Raw genomic sequence first — 19,039 nt, 5'->3', positions numbered from 1 at the left:
TCATGCACTTAACTCCGTATGTGTCTCAGCAACCGTTGGCGATTGCCAGTTGCGGACATCAATTTTGCCGGTGACTGCGGCTGAGATGAGAGCGGTTCGGCGTTCTTGCATGAGTAGAATTTGTTTTTTAGCCTGCGATATTACTTGATCAATTTTACTAACCTTCAAATCAAGCGATTGAATAATTTTTATTTGTTCATCTAATGGAGGTAACAAAAATGGAAGTGTATTAAGTCCTCCTAAAGATAAAGCGGGTTGTGCTGAACCATTAACTCCATCATCAATTGCCCCTTCATTTTTCAAATGCTGTAATAGCTTATTTGCATAATTAACATCACAAATTTTACAGTTCACGGTAAGTTTTAAAGAGTTGCCAGATACTACAGCTTTTTTATCTAAAATTGGGAGGATTGAAGAACTACCAAAACGAGCACCAATTTTAGCAATAATGATGTCTCCTCCTTTGGCCTCACTCCTACAAATAGTTTCAAAATGCTTGGTTGTAATTCTTTTTAAATTACTCGTTTCCAGATTTCCTGTTGTTGCGAAATTGCTTTCAATGACATAAACATCACCATCTTCCACAAAATGTTCTGACTTTAAATTACTACCGAAAGGGCCATCCACAAATGCATTCTGCTCATGGGATTTTATGTATTTTAATTTACTAACTGTCCAATGCTCCGGCACTTCCCCTAACCACTCCACACCCGAATCTTTCATCGGGACATTTGGATCGAGTCCTTTGGTCACGGCATGACTAATCACCGCCTGGCGTTTTTCTTTCAGCAGTTCGATCAGTTGTTGTTGTTTTTCAATCAGATGATCGATTTTGGCGGTTTCGTGATCGAGGAAGTTGGCGATCTGAGTTTGTTCATCTTTGGAAGGCATTACAACTCGAATATTTCCAAGAAGTCCTCGACTAATACGTTGCATAGTAGCTCCACGAGCTATATTTTCAGTATTTTGGAAGTATTCCTTACTAGAGAATAAGTAGACTAAAAACTTGGGGTGATATTCTTCATCTGGTCTAAAAATCACATTATCTACAGATGTAACAATTCTGTTATTCAGATCGGGAACAATACACGCTCTACCAATTGGTAGATTTAATCGGGAAATTAAAATATCCCCAGCATATACCTCAGAACAAGAAAGTTTTTTAAAAGTAAATTCAGTAATAAATCCTGATCCTTGCTCTTTATAAAAGCCAGTACCCACGTTACCAGTTGTTATATATCGAATGCCAGAATCAGAAATATCTTTACTCTCTATCCAGTCACCATCCAAGAACAGACTATTTTTATCAAGCGCTAGAAATTTAATGGCAATTGATGTCCAATGACTTGGTATCACTTCCAACCACTCAACCCCCGAATCCTTATATTCCGCATAGGTCTGATACTTTGCCATTATGAATGCACCTCTTGTAGCAGCTGCATAATCTCAGCACTCACCGCATCCAAATCAGCATCAATCTCACTTAGGTCACGTGGTGGCTGGTACACGTAGAAATGACGGTTAAACGGAATTTCATAACCGACAATGCCAATCTCGCCATCTTTTTCATCACGCTTGTCGGCATTGATCCAGGCATCAGGTACATGCGGTTGGACTTCACGTTTAAAGTAATCTTCAATCAGCTCTGTAGTGCTGACTTTTGGATTCAGTGCGATATTCTCGGCATCACGCAAATCCCCATCCTGCACAAACTCTACCACTTTGCCCTGGTAGCTGAACTGGCCATATAGTGGATTTTCAGCCTGTTTCACGATCTTATTAATCACTGGTTCTGCTTCAGGATTTTTCCAGGTGATGGCATCTAACAGTTGTTTCTTCTCTTTGGCATCCAGCTTGATGTCGGTTTGTTTCAGGGCTTTTTTCAGCACTTCATCAAACTGGTTAAAATCATCAAACTGCTCAGTACCAATCACGGCCTGTAACGCTTGGGCTTTTTCCATCAAGGCTTTCTGGAATAGCCAGATTTTGCTGTCCAGTACCTCTTTAATGTCTTTTTCTTTTAGCTCAGGGAATTCCGCTTTAATCAGGGCACGCACCTCAAGCGCCACGTCCTGCAACTGACCATAAGTTTCAGCTGTCCATTCTTTACCAAATGCTGTGCCCAATTGCGCATCGATACTTTGCATCACGGCATTAAACGGTTTCGGGGCAAAGCGTAATGCAGCAATCGCGCTATCCGTGATCTGTGCCGATAAACGTAATGGACGTTCAATGGTCACGCGACGGTAGCCAAATTCATGACTGTCAAAGATTTTGCTGGCGAATGGTTTTTGCTGTTCGGTTTCGCCATCCTGCGCCAAGGTGTCTACCGCCACAAAGTCACCGTAATTTTGGGTAATGGTGGCAATTTCAGCTTCAGTCAGATAGTTACGTTTTGAACCCAGCGACTTACGCATTTTGGTACTGAGGTTTGAGGCATTAATCAGCTGTACCTTGCCTTTACGTTCAGCGGCTTTTTTATTGCTGAGTACCCAGATATAGGTGGCAATCCCGGTGTTGTAGAACATATCGTTGGGTAAGGCAATAATCGCTTCCAGCAAATCGGCTTCTAAAATATAGCGACGGATCTCGCTTTCGCCACTGCCTGCACTACCAGTAAATAAAGGTGAACCATTCAGGATAATCCCGATGCGGCTGCCGCTCTCGCTACTACTGGTATCACGCATCTTGCTGATCAGGTGCATCAGGAATAATAATGAACCATCCGATACCCGTGGCAAGCCTGCACCGAAACGGCCATCAAAGCCCTTGTGTTCATGTTCGTCCTTGATGTCCTGTTCGATCTTTTTCCAGTCCACGCCAAAGGGTGGATTCGACAGCATGTAGTCAAACTGATCCACAGCAAGCTGGTCATTCGACAGCGTGTTACCGAGTTTAATGCGGCTCACGTCCTGGCCTTTGATCAGCATGTCGGCTTTACAGATAGCGTAGGATTCCGGATTCAGTTCTTGGCCAAAGGCACGCATCACCGCATTTGGGTTTAGCTCATGCAGATATTCCATGCCTGAAGACAGGAAGCCGCCTGTTCCCGCAGTCGGGTCATAAATGGTACGGATAATGCCGTCTTTGGTCAGCACGTCATCATCTTCCATAAACACCAGTGCCGTGGTCAGACGTACAATGTCACGCGGGGTAAAGTGTTCCCCAGCCGTTTCATTAGAACCTTCGGCAAAACGACGGATCAGTTCTTCAAACACCAAACCCATGTCATGGTTGGATACGTTCTTTGGACTCAGATCCGTGGTGCCAACCTTTTGCACGACTTTATACAAAAGGTTGGCATCATCGAGTAAGCCTGCAAATTCGATGAAGTTAAAGTATTCAAATATCTCACGGGCATCTTTAGAGAAACTTTGCACATAAGTGCTTAAGTTGGCCTTGATATCACTCTGCCCCATTTTGCTGAGATCCATTGGGGAGGTGTTAAAGAAGGCTAGACCGTTGGTGGCACGCAGCAATAACTTTTCTTGAGCTTCTTCTGGCAGATTCAGCTTGGAGACTTTTTCATGTTCTGCCAGTACCGCCGCCTTGCTTTCTTCCAGTACACACTCCAGACGACGTAACAAGGTAAATGGCAGAATGATGCGGCCATATTGCGATTGTTTGAAGTCACCACGCAGCAGGTCGGCAACCGACCAGATGAAAGAAGCGATTTGTGAAAAGTTATTGTTGGTCATAGTGTTCTGAAAAATCCTGGTTCTTATTTGACGCAGTAGCATCAACTGAAAACTTGCTTACCTTTATCTTACTGAAATTTTGTTGAACTTTTGGAAAAAAATAGTGATTAATCACTGAATTGATTTCACTCAGCGACAGAAAATGTCGTTTAAAGCATCTTTTGATTGTAGTAGTGAATGGCTTGATTCATTTTATTCTTTAGATTTTTAACATTTCCATAGTTTACTGAAAACCAAAAAATAAGGGAGCCGAAGCTCCCCACTTTTATTCACGATTTTCCAGCTTATCTTCAATCCATTGATTTATTTCCCAAGCTGACCAGCCAATACGAGATTCACTTAGTCGCACAGGCTTTGGAAAAGTAGGATCGTAGTATTTTGATTTCTCATTGATCATTTCATAGATTTTAGCTCGACTAATACTTGTAAATTGAACCACCTCTTTAATATTAACGATTTGATTCATCGGGAAAGTTTGACCAACAAATGCATTCATGATGTTTACTCCTATCTCATGATTTCGAGCAACTCGCTCATGAGATACGGCAATCTCGTAAGGTTTTACCCGGTTAGATTTAATTCAAAGCCGTCACTGATCCTTTCAATCCCTGCTGAATATTAAATTCAGGCTGCGTTTCCTCAATCTGCTGGCCTTCAACAGGCTGATAAAACTCCTCAACCACATCCAAACCTTCTTCCATATCGACCTCCATCCTTCCATTCCCAAAGCCCTTCCTGGCAGTAAAATCCACAGCCTCCTGATAAAACCCCGCCTGCTTACTCTGTTCATCAATTTGCTTCGCTTGCATAATGGCTTCATTCAAACTAATCCCTTCTCTTAAAGTTAAATCCACGTAATACACCGGCTGACGATAACTTTGTGTCGTACTCTTGCCCCGCAATATCAATTGCAAGGGTAGACATGACAACAAGCCATTTGAGGCCGCATGGTAATAACTCAGCCGTGCAGCCAAAGTCCGAATACTGTTAAAGCCTGTGGTTCTAAAGATGAAGGTGCCAAACTCATCCGATTCATCTAAGTTCACATGCAAACGCCCGTAGGGCTTGCAATGCCCTCCTTGAGCCAATGGACATAAATCAGGGGATGGACAGGGATGTTGCTCCACGCCTTGATTGGTTAAACGCTGGCAGGTTTCTCCATTACCGACACAGACAGGTCTTCCAGTCTGTCGGTCAAACAGGCTGTATTCTGCACGCAGGTTTAAATCAGGATCATTAAAGATCATTCTGACAGGGATTGAACGTAGCTTCTGATTCGGAGCATTCGCTCGCAGCTGATCATCCAGTGGATGTTTAACCCAGCCTTCTTTGCTTTGAATCTGGGAAGTAATGGTGAACTGGTCATCCTTTTCCGGTAGGCGCTTGCCATTCTTCTCGATCATCCGACCGATACTGATCCGTCCGAGTATTGGAGGAGTAATTGCTAAACCTTTAATCATGTTGATATTCCTTAATGTATTACCTTACAAATTTGGGTCTATGTATGTAGGTCGGAACAAGGACCAAATAAGTTACCCAAAGAATGTAGAGCCAGATAAAGTGCTACAGAGATCGCGACCGATTTGCTCTCTACCGAAGGGTAGAGAGCGGGGAGCGATTTTTGTGAATTTTTGATTTGGTGCTGTAGATCGGGCTTAGTCGTTATAGATGTTGAATCGACGACTGCCCTGCTTTTCAAGTGGATAAAGCTCGATGAGTTCAGGCTGGTGCTGAAGCAATGCTTTGGTATTGAGGCTGATAGAATCCTTGGCTTTCTTCCAGACTACTGAGCCATGAGCAAAGACTGCCCTTTCCTTGTCTTGCATCATCATCTGGATTTCATGTTTAAGCTGGTCAAAGCGTTCCTGCTTATGCTGAATCTCTTCTTTCATTTTGATGAGCTGGTCGAACATCAAATTGGCATTTTCATTTTGCGAGAGATCCTCTACAGTCAGGGGTACATGCGCTGGATAGAGTTGTTGAATCGCTTTAGCTGCGGATTCACTAGCATCGACTGATGGCGGAGTATCGTTTTCTACACACTCCCAGAAATAACGTTCTGCTTTAACAATATGCTCAATCACCGATTCAGACCGTGTCACTTTGAAGATCTTGGTTTCATGCCCACAGATCAAGACACAAACATGCGCTGCCTGTTTACCAGTCACGGCCAGTTGATGTTGCACCTGACAAAGCACGTATAAAGGCACACCATCACGCCACAATTTTGCTCCATGCTCACCTGCTGTTTTGCATTCCAAAATTTGGACTTCATCGCTGCCGACTACGCTGTAATCGAGATTGGCTAGCATAAAGTGTTTATCGGGATCAGGATGCTGAAGTACCGCATTGATCCGTCGCACCTTATTATGGGTGTGCATGCTATAGAACTCTGCCACCAAAGGTTCCAGCTGCTTACCCCAATATAGCGGTGCTACACCTGAGCTTTCATCTTCAATTGATTGAGTCTGACGACCTGTTTTGATCAGCCAGAGTTCCAGCATCGACATATAAGGATTGAGGCCACAGGCTGTCGCGGCATCACTGCTACCAATACCTTGTTTACGCACTTCGAGCCAGTCCTGATATTCCATCCCTTTGGTATTAACCAATCGCTTGGCTGCTGTTGAGCGTTTGGTCGTGATAGTTGGATTGACTACAATCTTTGATCCTACAGTCGTAGGCTGATGGGAAATATGTACAATTTGATTCATGGAATTATCCTTATAAATTCTGATCTCTGTAAAAGAAATGCATAAAAAAGCCATACCCGACACAAGGTCGGGTATGGCGATATGCATGCTTATTAATTGAAAGGGGTTACATGAGTGCTCTGATGAGCATTTGTTTGGGATGACTTGATTTCAACATAAGTGAGTTAGTTAATTTCAGGCGATCAAAGCAAGCGCTTGCTCCAATCCTCTTTGTTTCACACCCGCACCTGCACCGAACCAAGCTGAGTCAAGACGGTGATCTGTACTCATGGCACGTCGTTCATGATCCACAAATTCCGTGATCGAACACAGTAAGCCATAAGCCGTGTCTTTGGCTGATAACAGGTCAGCACCGCGACCTTGACCATTAAACATCTCCAAAGCTTTATTCATGGCACGACCATTCGGTTCAGGCTTTTTCTCCTGAGCTTGCTGCGCGACATTGCGATAGAACTGAATGATGTTTTCTTCAGGATCAGAAATTGACATGGTGCTGTTATTGAACACGGCATCAAAATAAGCTTTGGCTTCCTGCTGACTCACCTTACGCTGTGTGAGTTGTTTCATTTCATACATGTGCTCATCCCAGGCACGAACTGAAATACCCAATTGCTGCTTCACTTTCTCTGCATCAAACTTGGTACTATGTGGAACCTTCACCACACCAGCACTACTGCTCTGCCCACGTAACGCAATAGCTAAAGTGTTGTTACAGACTACTCGGATACTTGTGAACTGTGCTGTCGTTGCCAAGGTGCCATCACACGCAGTAGCCAGCAGGATATAACCATTACTGACATCCTTGGACTTTAACGCGGTACTTTGTCCGGTACGTGCCAAAGCCCAGAACTTCTTCCCACCTTTCAGCACCCCCGCAGTTTCTAGCTCAAAGCCTGATTGTTCAGTCAGATCCCGATAAAACTCCAGAATCTCTTTAGGCTGAACTTCCTGATAACGCTGACTGACCACAGATAAAGGCGCATGTGTATCTGAACGATACAAGACACGCTGCTCTTCAAATGGCATGATAATGCTCTGAGCACGCTCATTCTGTGCCATATAGCTGACGTTCGAGGATTCAATCCGCCAGTCCATCCCAGCTTGCTGTGCCCATACTTCCAGTGGTTGATTCGGACTTAGCTGATTACCGAGACCATGCCAAGGGGTTTCGCCAACATAGGCGATTTGTTCGATTTGATGTGCCATCGTTCTTATCTCCTATACTGATTCAACGAAAATTCTGCTGACAGTGGTCGCAATGGTAATACGTCAGGGTGATCGGCTTTTTCGGCTCATCAAACACGCTGCTAAATAAACCACCAATGACTGCACCTGCAATACCACCAATGAATGGGGATACAGGCAATGGCAAACTCTTTGAAATGGATGCACCGATGGTTGCGAACGAAGCTGATGCTGCTAGACCTGTAGAATCAGATCCACTCACCTGCTGATTGACAACCTGAATAACCTGATCCGAAAAACAATAAGGACAATTTAAATTCATAATATATACCTCTAGAAATGACAAAGGCTCACGATTGGTAAGCCTTGCAAAGTTAAAAAAACTCGTTTTCATCTAGATGATGTATATCTAAAATACTTTTCAATTCGCTGAAATTATATTGCTTTAACAAATTTGAATTAATATTATATAAGAAATTTTTATCTTAAAAATCAATATACTTAACCAATAAAAACTGAGAGCACCATGAAGTTAAACTTAACATTATTATTAATAAGTAGTCTTCTACTCACTACAGCATGTAGTAAAAGCAATAAGGGGATTGAGTCCGAAAAACCCAATGTAGAAGATGTTGCTGCGACAGATCAGGATAGCCGCCTCAACGATATGAAAGCTGATATTGAATCTAAGGGGCCCATTGCACTACAAGATTGGATTAATCAACAAGTTCAAGAAATGTATGGAACACCAAATCCCTATACTATTGAAATTAAGAATTTAAAACATGTTGATTCTATTAAAGACAACAATACTGAAATTTTTAATTGGGATGTAACTCTTTCAAACTTAAGTACAGGTCATAGCTTTAATTGTGAAAGTGAAGAAGTTACTTTGTCTCCTGATGCTATAGAACCAGGTGTCACACTCTCAAATAGCTGTATAGGCGAATTAACTACTAATCTTGAACAATTACCTCAATTTCAAACACAGCAAATTCCGACCGAATCACCTATCAAAATCAACTTCCTCCCGAATGAAAGCTGGGATCACATGTCTAATTTAAAAGTCCAAGCTACTGTTGATGCTGTGACAATTACAGGTGTGAAAGTAAACAGAGGTAATTGTAGAGTTAATAAAATAGAGCCAAATCAGGTCTTAAATTTACCACTTAGTTTTTCTGGTGCAAGAACCTTTACACTGTATTGCAACCCTAGAGATATTTTAGAAGTTGAAATTAATACAGATCAAGGTGTATGGACTTTCAAACCTTAACCTGCTTTAAAAGGCCCAAACAATATGATTTGAGCCTTTTCTTTTAAACTTCCCTTTATTGAAATGTACGCATCTTTGAACTGATCTTCACACGTAAGTGCTGAGCTTCTTTATTTGGGCGCGTTAAATAATCTACGGTATCCAACATATTTGACACTTCAGTTTCGTTATCACGATGTATGCGTCCAATACCTAACGTCCCCCTTTCTTCATAGCTCTGCAATGTCTCAGGATCATGACCATTATGGAAGCACCCCTTCTCACCAGTGATACTTTTCCAAACCTCACCAACATCCTTAGCTATTCCCCAACCACTTTGTCTCTTGTGACCATTAAAGAACAAAGCAACATGAATGTGATAACCCTTATCAGCACCTTGCTCTATAGCCAATGAATAAATGATTAAGTCATGAAATGGCTTTTTACGTGTACTAATCGCTTTTCTAAATTGAGCAACATCATCGTACACAGATTGTATATTCACTAAGTGATGATACATTTTGATATATCCAAGATTTACACGTATCACTTCCGTTTTGGAATACTTTTGTACAGCGTTAAGTGCTCTTTTCCTAAATGAAATCCTGTTACGAGTCTCATTCTCTTTGTGCCGTTTAAGTGCTTCTAAATGTTTGGATGTATATGACTTAAAATATTCCTGATAACATAAAAATGATTTGCGCTGAATATTTTTAAGTACTCTATCCACATTCATTTTAGATCGTACAAAACGACTCAATAGATCACACCATGCATTGATATAACCAAAGTACTCATAATCACGGTTATAAATTTGGTTAAAATCAATTAACAGTTCTGCCATCTCCTCATAGAAATCTTGTGGTTCATTCTCTGCTCTAATCCACAATTGAGTTGTTACTTCTAATTGCATTGTCAGTTTAGATTCATTAATTGATTTACTCATGTTTAATACTCAATCTGGAAATAGCTCCATATGAGAGGGTTAAACTGTATGAATATAATTCTTAGATAGAATCTACTTAGGTATTCAACCCTATGAGTACTCTAGTGTTTAGCTTATATATCTAGTTAGGTTATATGGGTATATTAAATATATTTAATAATATTAATAACCTGCAAACCGTTAGCTATAGTTTGCAAGTTCTCATTGTGATACTCACCTAATTGAGTAGGCTTCAATGATCAAATTTACTAAATCTATTAATTATTAATCCACTACTGATATCTTTGGATAAAAAAAGTTATGCGGTGAGTATTTAGGAAGACAAACGCAGAAATTTACCTGAATAGTATTTCGCAGAGATATTCCTAGTTCGTATACAGGTTTTCTCATCAGACTGTGAAACGATGACTTTTTTGCCTAAAAGCAGGCGTGATATCAGGAATTTATCAGATTAAATTACTATAGAGGTAGTATTAACCGTGCTAATCTTTCTGCTCTTCTCTCATAAAAATCAGCCTGCTTATCCGCCCCCTCTTGAGATGAATTTTCATTGATTGCATTTACGCTTTTTTCATTTTCAGGCGCACTCACTTCATCTTGTGGAGTATTCTTTTCATCCGTTTTTTTAGGTATAGCTTCTTTAATTCTACCCCTCAAAAATAGCTCTGGTCTTTTTTGATTGCGATGGCTTGTACTTTTATATTTATTGAAATATTCATACGCAGTATAGAAATACACAAGATCATTTATCAGCTGTGGAATAAGCTTGTCTCTTTTATTTACAACAAAATACTGAGATCCGCCTTCCTTAAACCACAAACTAGGAATTACTCTCAAGTCCGGGAGTTCTGGGGTATCTTTTTGCTTAGCAGTATACCTCTTAGTAAATTTCCCCCAATAATCCTTAAATTTTAAATTTACCTCATCAGGAACAACGTCCGAACGAAGGTAACAAATAGCTGTACAGTCAATAGAATAGCTGCCATGTTTAAAGACAAAATATCCGATATAAGCGTCTAAATATGCCCCTATACTCTTGGGTGCACGTTTCGCTTTCTTAAAAAATTGAGTAACAATTGTCTTCAAGGTATTGATATCTAATCGACTCTGGCTATTATCAATTTTAAAGCGTAATAAAATCGTGTTCTCTTTGAAACTTGTCTCTAAATAACACTGCGCTGATCTCGTGTTTTTTTGCACTAGCATTTCCATATAAGCTAATCTGCTTCGGGGAATTGAGATATGGCGCTGTTTGATTACCTTTAGCTCTGGCGCTATTAGATTTGTTACTTCCGCCAGATTTATATCATGTAAGTCATACGTTAATGATGAATTATTTAAACTTACCGGAAGCGAAAAAGTATTGTAGAGAGTCCAATTAGATGCCCATTCAGAAAAATTAATATCAATTCCGTTATCTAATAAGGCTAAATACATCCTAGCTGCACAGGGCCATTTAGAGGGATTTTGGTTGATCGATAGAGAAGTTGATAAACTGTCAATATATGTATGCTCCAAATAAGCCAGGAACAAATTAACCCTTTGCAATAGTTTTATTTTCTGTGCATCTAACTCATCAAAATATTTCAGCATCTCGTAAAATTTGTGGATAGACTTCGCATATTCTGGAGCACGTTTAACTAAACTGGCATCATCCCAGATTGAATTAAAATCATATAGTTTTTTCTCTAGATCATCTTTTTCTTGTCTTTTTGACTTTCTCTTATCATTTCGATCTTTTAAACGACCATCAGCTTTTCTTGTAATTAGACGTATAGGCGTATCAACTAATTGACTCTCGGCAGTGTGATTATCAGGACTAATAATCTTTCCCATTCCATAAAACAATCCCACAAACCACTTCAACATGAGAGCTAATTTTTTTCGATTAGGGAGTTTGAATTCTTTTATTTCTTTTACACCTAAGTGATCGAGAATTTGATCAATAGCAATAATTTCCGACCGAACAAAAGCAGCAATCTTACTACCATAAAAAAATTTATCTAACTCACGATGTAATGACTCCTTGATTTGGTTGGTGTCTATTTGATGTGTTGAACTGTCTAGAATAAATCCAAACATTAATCGAACTTCACCATTCAGCTCTATCTCACCTTTTTTAAGGATAGATAACCAAGGTAAATGGGTTCCTAGCTCAAGATCATTTAACTCATCTACTAACAAGTATGTTTTTCTTTCGACCGAAGTTGTAGCTAATCTATGATCTACTTGACTAGTTTGAGTTAGATTTTTAATCTCCTTATCAGAGAAATCTTGTACATGAAATTTTACCAACACAAGCGCTTGTCTAATTTTCTTAGCGCCATGTAGTACATCCAAAATTTCACGCGCAATTTCATCGCCTTTATCTTGATCGAAATTAAATTTGTAGTTTTTTTGCTCTCTTAAATACTGCTTATATTGATCAATCGCTTCAAAGGCATCCTCATGCGGAAAGTCTTCAATCTTCCACTTTTTAGATTGAATTTCACTTCTGAAGATACACAATCTTTCTTTATCTAAAAAATTAATGAAGGCATGAATTTTTTCTGGCAACTTGTAATATCGAGTTGCTAGCTTCATAAGTTCAACGTCTACTACTAAACCATTATAAAACTCAACTATCTGCTTTTTTTTCGTCTCGGTTTCTGAAAAGCAAGCATCCTCCCAATCTACTTTGTCATAACCAATGAATTCTTCAACTAACTCCAAACGCTCATACAGTCTTTCTAAAGTTTCGATAGATTCCCGAAATATGCCTTTATGAATTTTCCTATTTTGAGTAATTGAACGCCGATAGCTATCCGTATAGTAACGTTTCAAAAATCCAAAAATTTCTTTATCGCTCAGTTTTTCTAATTGCCCAATTTCAGGAAGCTCCTTAAAAAATTGAAAATTTGATTCATTCATGACTAAAATATTCTAGTATTTTTAGATAATAGTTAAAAATTAACACTTATAACCCTTATTTTTCAAGCTTCCCTTCCCCCATCTAATTAAAATAAAAACTGTTATACCCTATTTACATACTTTTAAACCCTAGATTATAAAATTTTACCCCCCTATTTAAGAACTATTAGGACATTTTACGTACTCAGGTTTCAGCTATAACGATGAAAAAAAACCACGCTTTTTAGCGTGGTTTTTGTGATTTTTCTAGTCATTTAATTCAGCCAATCTTTCACTCCCCTCATACCACTCCATCAATCTCCCCCGCTCATCCCAATATTGCGCTCGGTTATATGCCGAGCGAATTCTATTTTGAGGCACATGAGCAAGCTGCCTTTCAATGGCATCGGGATTAAATAAATTTGATTCGTTTACGACTGTACTGAATAGAGATCTAAAACCATGTGTGATCATCCGACCGACATAGCCCGAACGTTTGATCACAGCCAAAATAGACTCGCTACGCATCGGTTCTCTATTGTTTAAACGATGTGGAAATAGCAGTTCCTGATTATGAGTAAGTCTCAAAGCCTTTAACTCAGTAATCATCATGTCCGTCAACGGTACACGATACGGAAGACGGTTCTTCATCCATTCTTCAGCGAATATCCCACTTACGTCCTTCCAGATCATTTTTTCCCAGTGTGTTTGTAGTAACTCACTAAACACCTATCAGTATAACGACACAGTACATCTGAGAATCATTTAGTGGACTACTATTAACATGTCATTTTGAAAAATGTATGTGAAAATAACCTTATAATTGTTCTATGGTTCCATGGACTTAAAAGAACACCACCACCTCGATCTAACTGGGGGTAAAATTGGGGGTAAAATAAAAATATAATTTTTTATTTCAATTAATTATCATATGCTTAATATAAAAAGATGACTCCCTCTTTCGCCAGAATAAACTGCAATGCCAAGCAGAATGAAGGTCTAAATTAATAAAATTTAGGCCTTTTTTAATTGTAATATCCTCAATATTAAATATCCCCCTAATTCATCTTTTAGCCTTTTAACTCAATAACTTCACAGTATTTAAGTCCTGATTGATGGATTTAAATCACACGTTTTTTTCCTAATGCATGACTTATGGATTTTTTATTGGCAGCAAGAAAGACACGTTTATTTACAAATACAAATTTTATATTCTAAAGACAATTACTTAAGCCTATGCTAAAAATAAATCATCCTCTCAATATAGGTACTATTCAAAAAATTATTCATTAATTTAAACATCATAGAACTGAAACGCGATTGCGGTACTTTTAACTTGATCAACGAAAAACTTAAAAAACACCTTTCATATATCACTGCTATTCGGGAGAGAACATGAATAACAGCCAGAATTATGTTAAGCAGATCAAGAACGCCAAACGTGGTGGCTATACCCCAACCCTTGCCAAAGACATCAATAAACATAAAATTCAAAAAGCACAGCGTCTGATTGACGAATGGCGAAAGCTCGCCAATGAACTCCGCCCCCAAATGCAACTGGAGATGGCATATACACTTGAAGAATGCGCACGGGATCTAGACCAAATTTTAAGAATGAAATAGCACCCAACGTTCATCTATCCTACTTTTTCGCCCACATCTTGTGGGCGAAACATTGCCTAATTTTATTTCTCTGGTTTTTAGAGCCAAACATCGGTCGAATGCTGAATAAATCAAACGTATAAATTACATTCGATTTGCTGTTTTTTTAACTTGCACCACTTCAAAAAATCTGTAGAATGCATTCCACAACGCCGGCATAGCTCAGTTGGTAGAGCAACTGACTTGTAATCAGTAGGTCCACAGTTCGAATCCGTGTGCCGGCACCATTTCTTAGCCTCGCTTTTTAGTGAGGCTTTGATGTTTTTAGAGCCGCTCTTTTATGGCTTCCTCGCGCTAATCTGCACATAACGAATCAGCCCGTCTCGATACAACTTTTCGCACAATTTTGCCGTCATCTTGATTTTGAATTGATCCACATGACTCAGGCTCATCTGACTTTTTTGTTCTTGAATATAATCGGCAAAACCCTGAAATACGAATTCGCTGATATCTTCAATCTGGATATTTTCGAAACCTGCCTGTTGCACTTGGTGTTGTAAATTTTGCTTTGAATTTAAATTTTTCAAATTCACATCTGCTGCTTTCAACAGACTTTGATATTGCAGTCGCTGTAATGAATTTAAATTCAAAAACGTATCAGACAACATCAAATAGTGAAAAGCAAAGCGTCCTTTTGAATTCAAAACATTAACAACTGATAAAAGCAATGAATTCAAATCACTATGATAAGCAGCATCAATACACAGTACGGCATCCATACAGTTTTGTGGATAAATATTTTTTAAATTCAAAAATGAATCTTGTTGTATTTTGATTTTTGAATTTAAATTTTTTTGGATTTTTTCCACACATTCGGTTTGCAATTCGACTGCGGATAAGTTTTGAATTTGAAAATGTTCCATCCAAAAAACCAAGCTTGCGCCCTGCCCACAACCAAGGTCTAAAACACGATCTGTAGATTTTAATTGAATGGATTCGGCAAGATGTAAAGCGAGTTTTTGACAGGCTGCAGGATAGGATGATTTTGCATCATCCCAATAGCCCAAATTGCTCCAAGCAAGCTCCGCATCATCTCCGAGTAGTCGACTGTTAATCGCATATTTATGGCTAGGGACGTACTGACGAATTGCTTGAAGCCATTTCATGTTAGTAACCGAGTTGAGGGGCAACCTCCACTTTAGGTTTTAAACCTACAAACGGCAATGGTGCACCAAAAATTTCTGCAATATGCATAGCAGACGTTACCGCAGACTCTAAAATCGGCAGACCGTCACAAGACCATGAACCACAGAAGAAGACTTTACGTTCAGGGGATAAATGTCGTTGCTGTAACTCTTTATTCAGCGCCACGGTATGTGAATCCACCACTGCACGTGTCAAACTGACCGAAGAGATCACTTTTTTAGGATCAATCGGTGTCACTGGCTGCCAGGTTTGGAACACAGGGGTTTTACCCACCAAGCTCGGCTCAATGGAGTTGAGCCACACGGTAAATTGCTGACGGGTAAATTTACGATCCATCATATAACTTAGTACAGACCAATCTTTGCGCTTCGGCGGCATCACTGTTTGATCGGTGTGAATCACCAATTGACCTTGCTCAAATTTAAATTTCTTTAAAAGCTCAATATCGTCAGCAAACTGGGTTGAATCTAAAAATTCTTCCGTTTTGGTGGTTGGTGTCGCGACTACCACACGATCGAATAGATGATGTGCTCCGGCCTCAGTTTCCACCAAGACTTTATCGTCTTGCTCGTGCACTTTGGTAATTGCCGTACCACTTTGAATATTTAAACCTTCAATCAGTTTATCAACCAACGCAGGTGTACCACCTTGGATACGCAGCAAGGCATCGCCATTGGTCAATTGACGCAAGAAAATCAACAGCGGTTTAGCAGGCCATTCGCCAATCGTTTTCGGGTTACAGGTGCAAATGGTATACAACACTGGCATGACCGCACCATGCCAAAATACTTCTTCAATTTCATTTTTATTAATGAACTCGGCAAGCGTGATGTCCTGATTTTTTGATTTAAAAAATCGAGTGATCGCGGCTTTGAGTTGCAACATTCCTTTGACTAAACGCCAGCCATATTGTTGTAAGCCTTTACGGTTATTAATAATTGGGAAATTACCAATACGGCTACGACTGGTGGTCAACCACGTTTCTGTACGATCTTCAAATAGCCAACTGCATGCCATATAGGTACGGACGGGGAAGGTTTTAATCCCTAAATGGGTCGCCAAACTTAAGGTATTTTTCCAGAGGTGTGGATTCATCACACGCAAAGGGGCATCGATCAAGCCGCCTTCAAACTCAGTGCTGTGGCTATCCATACCACGACCAGGCAGAGCTTCGAAAATTGTAATGTTATGCCCTGCGTCTTTAAGAATTCTTGCGGTAGCCAGCCCAGCCATGCCACTACCGATGACTGCAATTTCCAATTTTCTTTTCCATCTATAAAACACAGTTTAAAAGTATGACTGATCAGAAGTTAAAAATAGCTATTAAAAAATACCAGATTCGCACTTTTTGTATGGATTTCAGTACAGCCGTTTTTAAGTTAAATTTACAAATATTTACAGTCAAAAAGCACACAATTTAAGCTTTGTTTTTTAAACATATTTTTCTTTAAAATTTTAATTACCCTATAAAACCAAACAATTAAATTAACCATTTTTATAACTTTCGGTTTACTTTAAAGCCAAGTCTCGCTAAGATGCGCCACATAAGAAAGTGATAAATTCATCACAATTTATAAAAAGTAAAATGATATTTAAATCATGACAACTATAAATACTACAGCGCTCAATAAAAAAGCCTCTGACTGTTCAGAGGCTTTTTTTTCGGCTATTTCAACGGCATGAATTTCACTTAAGCCTCATGCGCTAGAGCAATTTCACCAAATTTTCCGTTATTGAAATCATCAAAGGCTTGAATAATTTCAGCTTTGCTATTCATCACAAATGGGCCATAACCTTGAATCGGCTCATTTAGTGGCTCACCGCTAAGTAACAGAAATTGTGTGTCCTGCAACGCTTGTAGCTGAATGGCGATATCATCTTTGGCAAACATGACCATCGAACTGTCTTGAACTTTATGGCTTTCATTCACCACAACCTCACCCTTCAAGACCACCAAAATGGTGTTATGCCCTTCAGGTACATGTAAGGTGGTTTCATATTGAGCTTTCAATTCACCATCCAAGACATTCACTGGACTAAAGGTTTGTGCAGGCCCAAGGTGACCACCCATTTCACCAGCAATCACCCGAATATGCCCTGCACCTTCATCCATGTCTATGCGAGGAATATCTTGGCGTGTGATCGCTTGGTAACGAGGCTGAGTCATTTTGTCTTTTGCCGGTAAATTCACCCACAATTGAACCATCTCAAAAAGACCACCTGCTTGAGCAAATTCAGGCGAATGAAATTCTTCATGCACCAGACCCGACCCTGCGGTCATCCATTGCACATCGCCTGTTTGAATTGTGCCGCCACCACCACTTGAGTCCTTATGAGTCACTTCACCGCTGTAGGCGATAGTCACCGTTTCAAAACCACGATGTGGATGTGAACCTACACCATGCCGTGCAGTGGTGGGATCGAACTGATAAGGTGCCGCATAATCCAAAAGCAAAAATGGGCTAATCGCCTGACCTAGACGATCATAGGAAAATAAGCTTTTGACTGGAAAACCATCGCCCACCCAGTGCATTTGCTGATTACGATAAACACCAATTACTTTTTTCATTTCTTAGCTCCTATATTCATACGATAGGATGAACATAGCGCTTATTTTAAGCTTTGAAATACTTGATGGCCATCATCCAGATAGCATTCTATATCTCAAATTTAGAACAATACTCAGACATACAATCTGCACCTCACTCAAAACCAAGCATTAATTCAGAAATTCTAAGCTTTAAGTCATATATAACGATGAATTATCCCAATTTTATGATTGAGCTTCTCATTTAAACCCATTTCATTGTCTCATTTTTACAACTTTTCTAAATCTAGTTAACACGCAGATTTCATCTGATCCTGCGTACTTGCAAACAGGAAAGAGGACAATAAAATGGGGCAAACCTTACGTTCGTTTAGACAAAGATAATGCCGCGGTACTTTTAGTTGACCATCAAACAGGTCTACTTTCATTGGTTCGCGACATTGATCCAGATAAATTTAAAAATAATGTGCTCGCACTGGCTGCAGCCGCAAAATATTTTAATCTTCCAACGATTCTCGCCACCAGTTTTGAACAAGGTCCAAACGGTCCATTGGTTCCAGAACTCAAAGAAATGTTCCCTGACGCACCTTATATTGCACGCCCAGGTCAAATTAATGCTTGGGATAATGAAGACTTTGTGAAAGCCGCCAAAGCAACAGGCAAAAAGCAATTGATTATTGCCGGTGTAGTGACTGAGGTTTGTGTTGCATTTCCAACCTTGTCTGCTTTAGAAGAAGACTTTGACGTCTTTGTGGTGACCGATGCTTCAGGTACATTCAACCATTTAACCCGTGACTCAGCTTGGCAACGTATGACGCAAGCGGGTGCGCAGCTTATGACGTGGTTTGGTACCGCGTGTGAATTACACAGCGACTGGCGTAATGATATTGAAGGTTTAGGTGCGCTTTTCGGCAACCATATACCGGACTACCGCAACCTAATCAACAGCTATACGCAAAATACTGAAAAGAAATAATCCTTCAGTAGTAAAAAGCGGCT

General features: G+C 39.8%; 15 protein-coding genes, 1 tRNA gene and 1 pseudogene. 4 read left to right on the top strand and 13 right to left on the bottom strand.

Annotation, left to right across the window (positions count from 1 at the left end):
• From FTU37_RS09550 to FTU37_RS09520, 7 genes are all read right to left on the bottom strand, one after another.
• Positions 1-1,413, bottom strand: a complete 1,413-nt coding sequence (locus tag FTU37_RS09550; protein ID WP_180124251.1) for a restriction endonuclease subunit S — start codon at positions 1,411-1,413, stop codon at positions 1-3.
• A complete protein-coding gene (locus FTU37_RS09545; protein ID WP_180124250.1) occupies positions 1,413-3,698 on the bottom strand; it encodes a class I SAM-dependent DNA methyltransferase in 2,286 nt (761 codons plus the stop codon). The genes FTU37_RS09550 and FTU37_RS09545 overlap by 1 nt, the downstream gene beginning before the upstream one ends.
• 265 nt (positions 3,699-3,963) lie before the next feature.
• On the bottom strand, positions 3,964-4,194 hold the full coding sequence (locus FTU37_RS09540) for an AlpA family transcriptional regulator (protein ID WP_004884796.1): 231 nt from the start codon (positions 4,192-4,194) through the stop codon (positions 3,964-3,966).
• 79 nt (positions 4,195-4,273) lie between these two features.
• The gene (locus FTU37_RS09535) at positions 4,274-5,158 is read right to left on the bottom strand and encodes a hydrolase or metal-binding protein (protein WP_180124249.1); all 885 of its coding nucleotides are present in this window, start codon (positions 5,156-5,158) and stop codon (positions 4,274-4,276) included.
• Positions 5,159-5,353: 195 nt separating this feature from the next.
• Positions 5,354-6,412 (bottom strand): YqaJ viral recombinase family protein, encoded by a 1,059-nt coding sequence (locus tag FTU37_RS09530; protein ID WP_180124248.1) that lies wholly within the window; start codon positions 6,410-6,412, stop codon positions 5,354-5,356.
• A 174-nt stretch (positions 6,413-6,586) separates the two neighbouring features.
• On the bottom strand, positions 6,587-7,618 hold the full coding sequence (locus FTU37_RS09525) for a DUF932 domain-containing protein (protein ID WP_180124247.1): 1,032 nt from the start codon (positions 7,616-7,618) through the stop codon (positions 6,587-6,589).
• 22 nt (positions 7,619-7,640) lie between these two features.
• On the bottom strand, positions 7,641-7,919 hold the full coding sequence (locus FTU37_RS09520) for a hypothetical protein (RefSeq protein ID WP_180124246.1): 279 nt from the start codon (positions 7,917-7,919) through the stop codon (positions 7,641-7,643).
• 204 nt (positions 7,920-8,123) lie between these two features.
• Between FTU37_RS09520 and FTU37_RS09515 the strand changes: the two genes are divergently transcribed.
• A complete protein-coding gene (locus tag FTU37_RS09515; RefSeq protein ID WP_110974210.1) occupies positions 8,124-8,870 on the top strand; it encodes a hypothetical protein in 747 nt (248 codons plus the stop codon).
• 55 nt (positions 8,871-8,925) lie between these two features.
• Here FTU37_RS09515 and FTU37_RS09510 read toward each other — a convergent pair whose 3' ends face one another.
• From FTU37_RS09510 to FTU37_RS09500, 3 genes and pseudogenes are all read right to left on the bottom strand, one after another.
• Positions 8,926-9,795, bottom strand: coding sequence for an inovirus-type Gp2 protein (locus FTU37_RS09510; RefSeq protein WP_110974211.1), 870 nt, complete (start codon positions 9,793-9,795; stop codon positions 8,926-8,928).
• A 459-nt stretch (positions 9,796-10,254) separates the two neighbouring features.
• A complete protein-coding gene (locus FTU37_RS09505; RefSeq protein ID WP_180124245.1) occupies positions 10,255-12,705 on the bottom strand; it encodes a hypothetical protein in 2,451 nt (816 codons plus the stop codon).
• Positions 12,706-12,959: 254 nt separating this feature from the next.
• Positions 12,960-13,407: pseudogene (locus FTU37_RS09500) on the bottom strand (tyrosine-type recombinase/integrase); the annotation flags it as partial.
• Positions 13,408-14,079: 672 nt separating this feature from the next.
• Between FTU37_RS09500 and FTU37_RS09495 the strand changes: the two are divergent.
• Complete coding sequence (locus tag FTU37_RS09495; RefSeq protein ID WP_168378965.1) at positions 14,080-14,307, top strand: hypothetical protein; 228 nt, start codon at positions 14,080-14,082, stop codon at positions 14,305-14,307.
• 190 nt (positions 14,308-14,497) lie between these two features.
• Positions 14,498-14,573 (top strand) — tRNA-Thr (locus tag FTU37_RS09490).
• Between the two features lie 51 nt (positions 14,574-14,624).
• Here FTU37_RS09490 and FTU37_RS09485 read toward each other — a convergent pair.
• The 3 genes from FTU37_RS09485 to FTU37_RS09475 form a co-directional block, all read right to left on the bottom strand.
• On the bottom strand, positions 14,625-15,452 hold the full coding sequence (locus FTU37_RS09485) for a cyclopropane-fatty-acyl-phospholipid synthase family protein (protein ID WP_168378964.1): 828 nt from the start codon (positions 15,450-15,452) through the stop codon (positions 14,625-14,627).
• Between the two features lies 1 nt (position 15,453).
• Positions 15,454-16,752, bottom strand: a complete 1,299-nt coding sequence (locus tag FTU37_RS09480) for an FAD-dependent oxidoreductase (protein WP_143221600.1) — start codon at positions 16,750-16,752, stop codon at positions 15,454-15,456.
• A gap of 430 nt (positions 16,753-17,182) precedes the next feature.
• The gene (locus tag FTU37_RS09475) at positions 17,183-18,061 is read right to left on the bottom strand and encodes a pirin family protein (RefSeq protein WP_168378963.1); all 879 of its coding nucleotides are present in this window, start codon (positions 18,059-18,061) and stop codon (positions 17,183-17,185) included.
• A 322-nt stretch (positions 18,062-18,383) separates the two neighbouring features.
• Between FTU37_RS09475 and ycaC the strand changes: the two genes are divergently transcribed.
• Positions 18,384-19,016: an isochorismate family cysteine hydrolase YcaC gene (gene ycaC, locus FTU37_RS09470; protein WP_168379025.1), complete on the top strand. Its 633-nt coding sequence runs from the start codon at positions 18,384-18,386 to the stop codon at positions 19,014-19,016.
• Positions 19,017-19,039: the final 23 nt, after the last annotated feature.

It is taken from the genome of Acinetobacter sp. YH12097, from assembly GCF_013419225.1.
Taxonomy (GTDB): domain Bacteria; phylum Pseudomonadota; class Gammaproteobacteria; order Pseudomonadales; family Moraxellaceae; genus Acinetobacter; species Acinetobacter amyesii.
The sequence above is the reverse complement of the archived record's forward strand: the minus strand, read 5'-3'. Positions and strand labels throughout refer to the sequence as shown.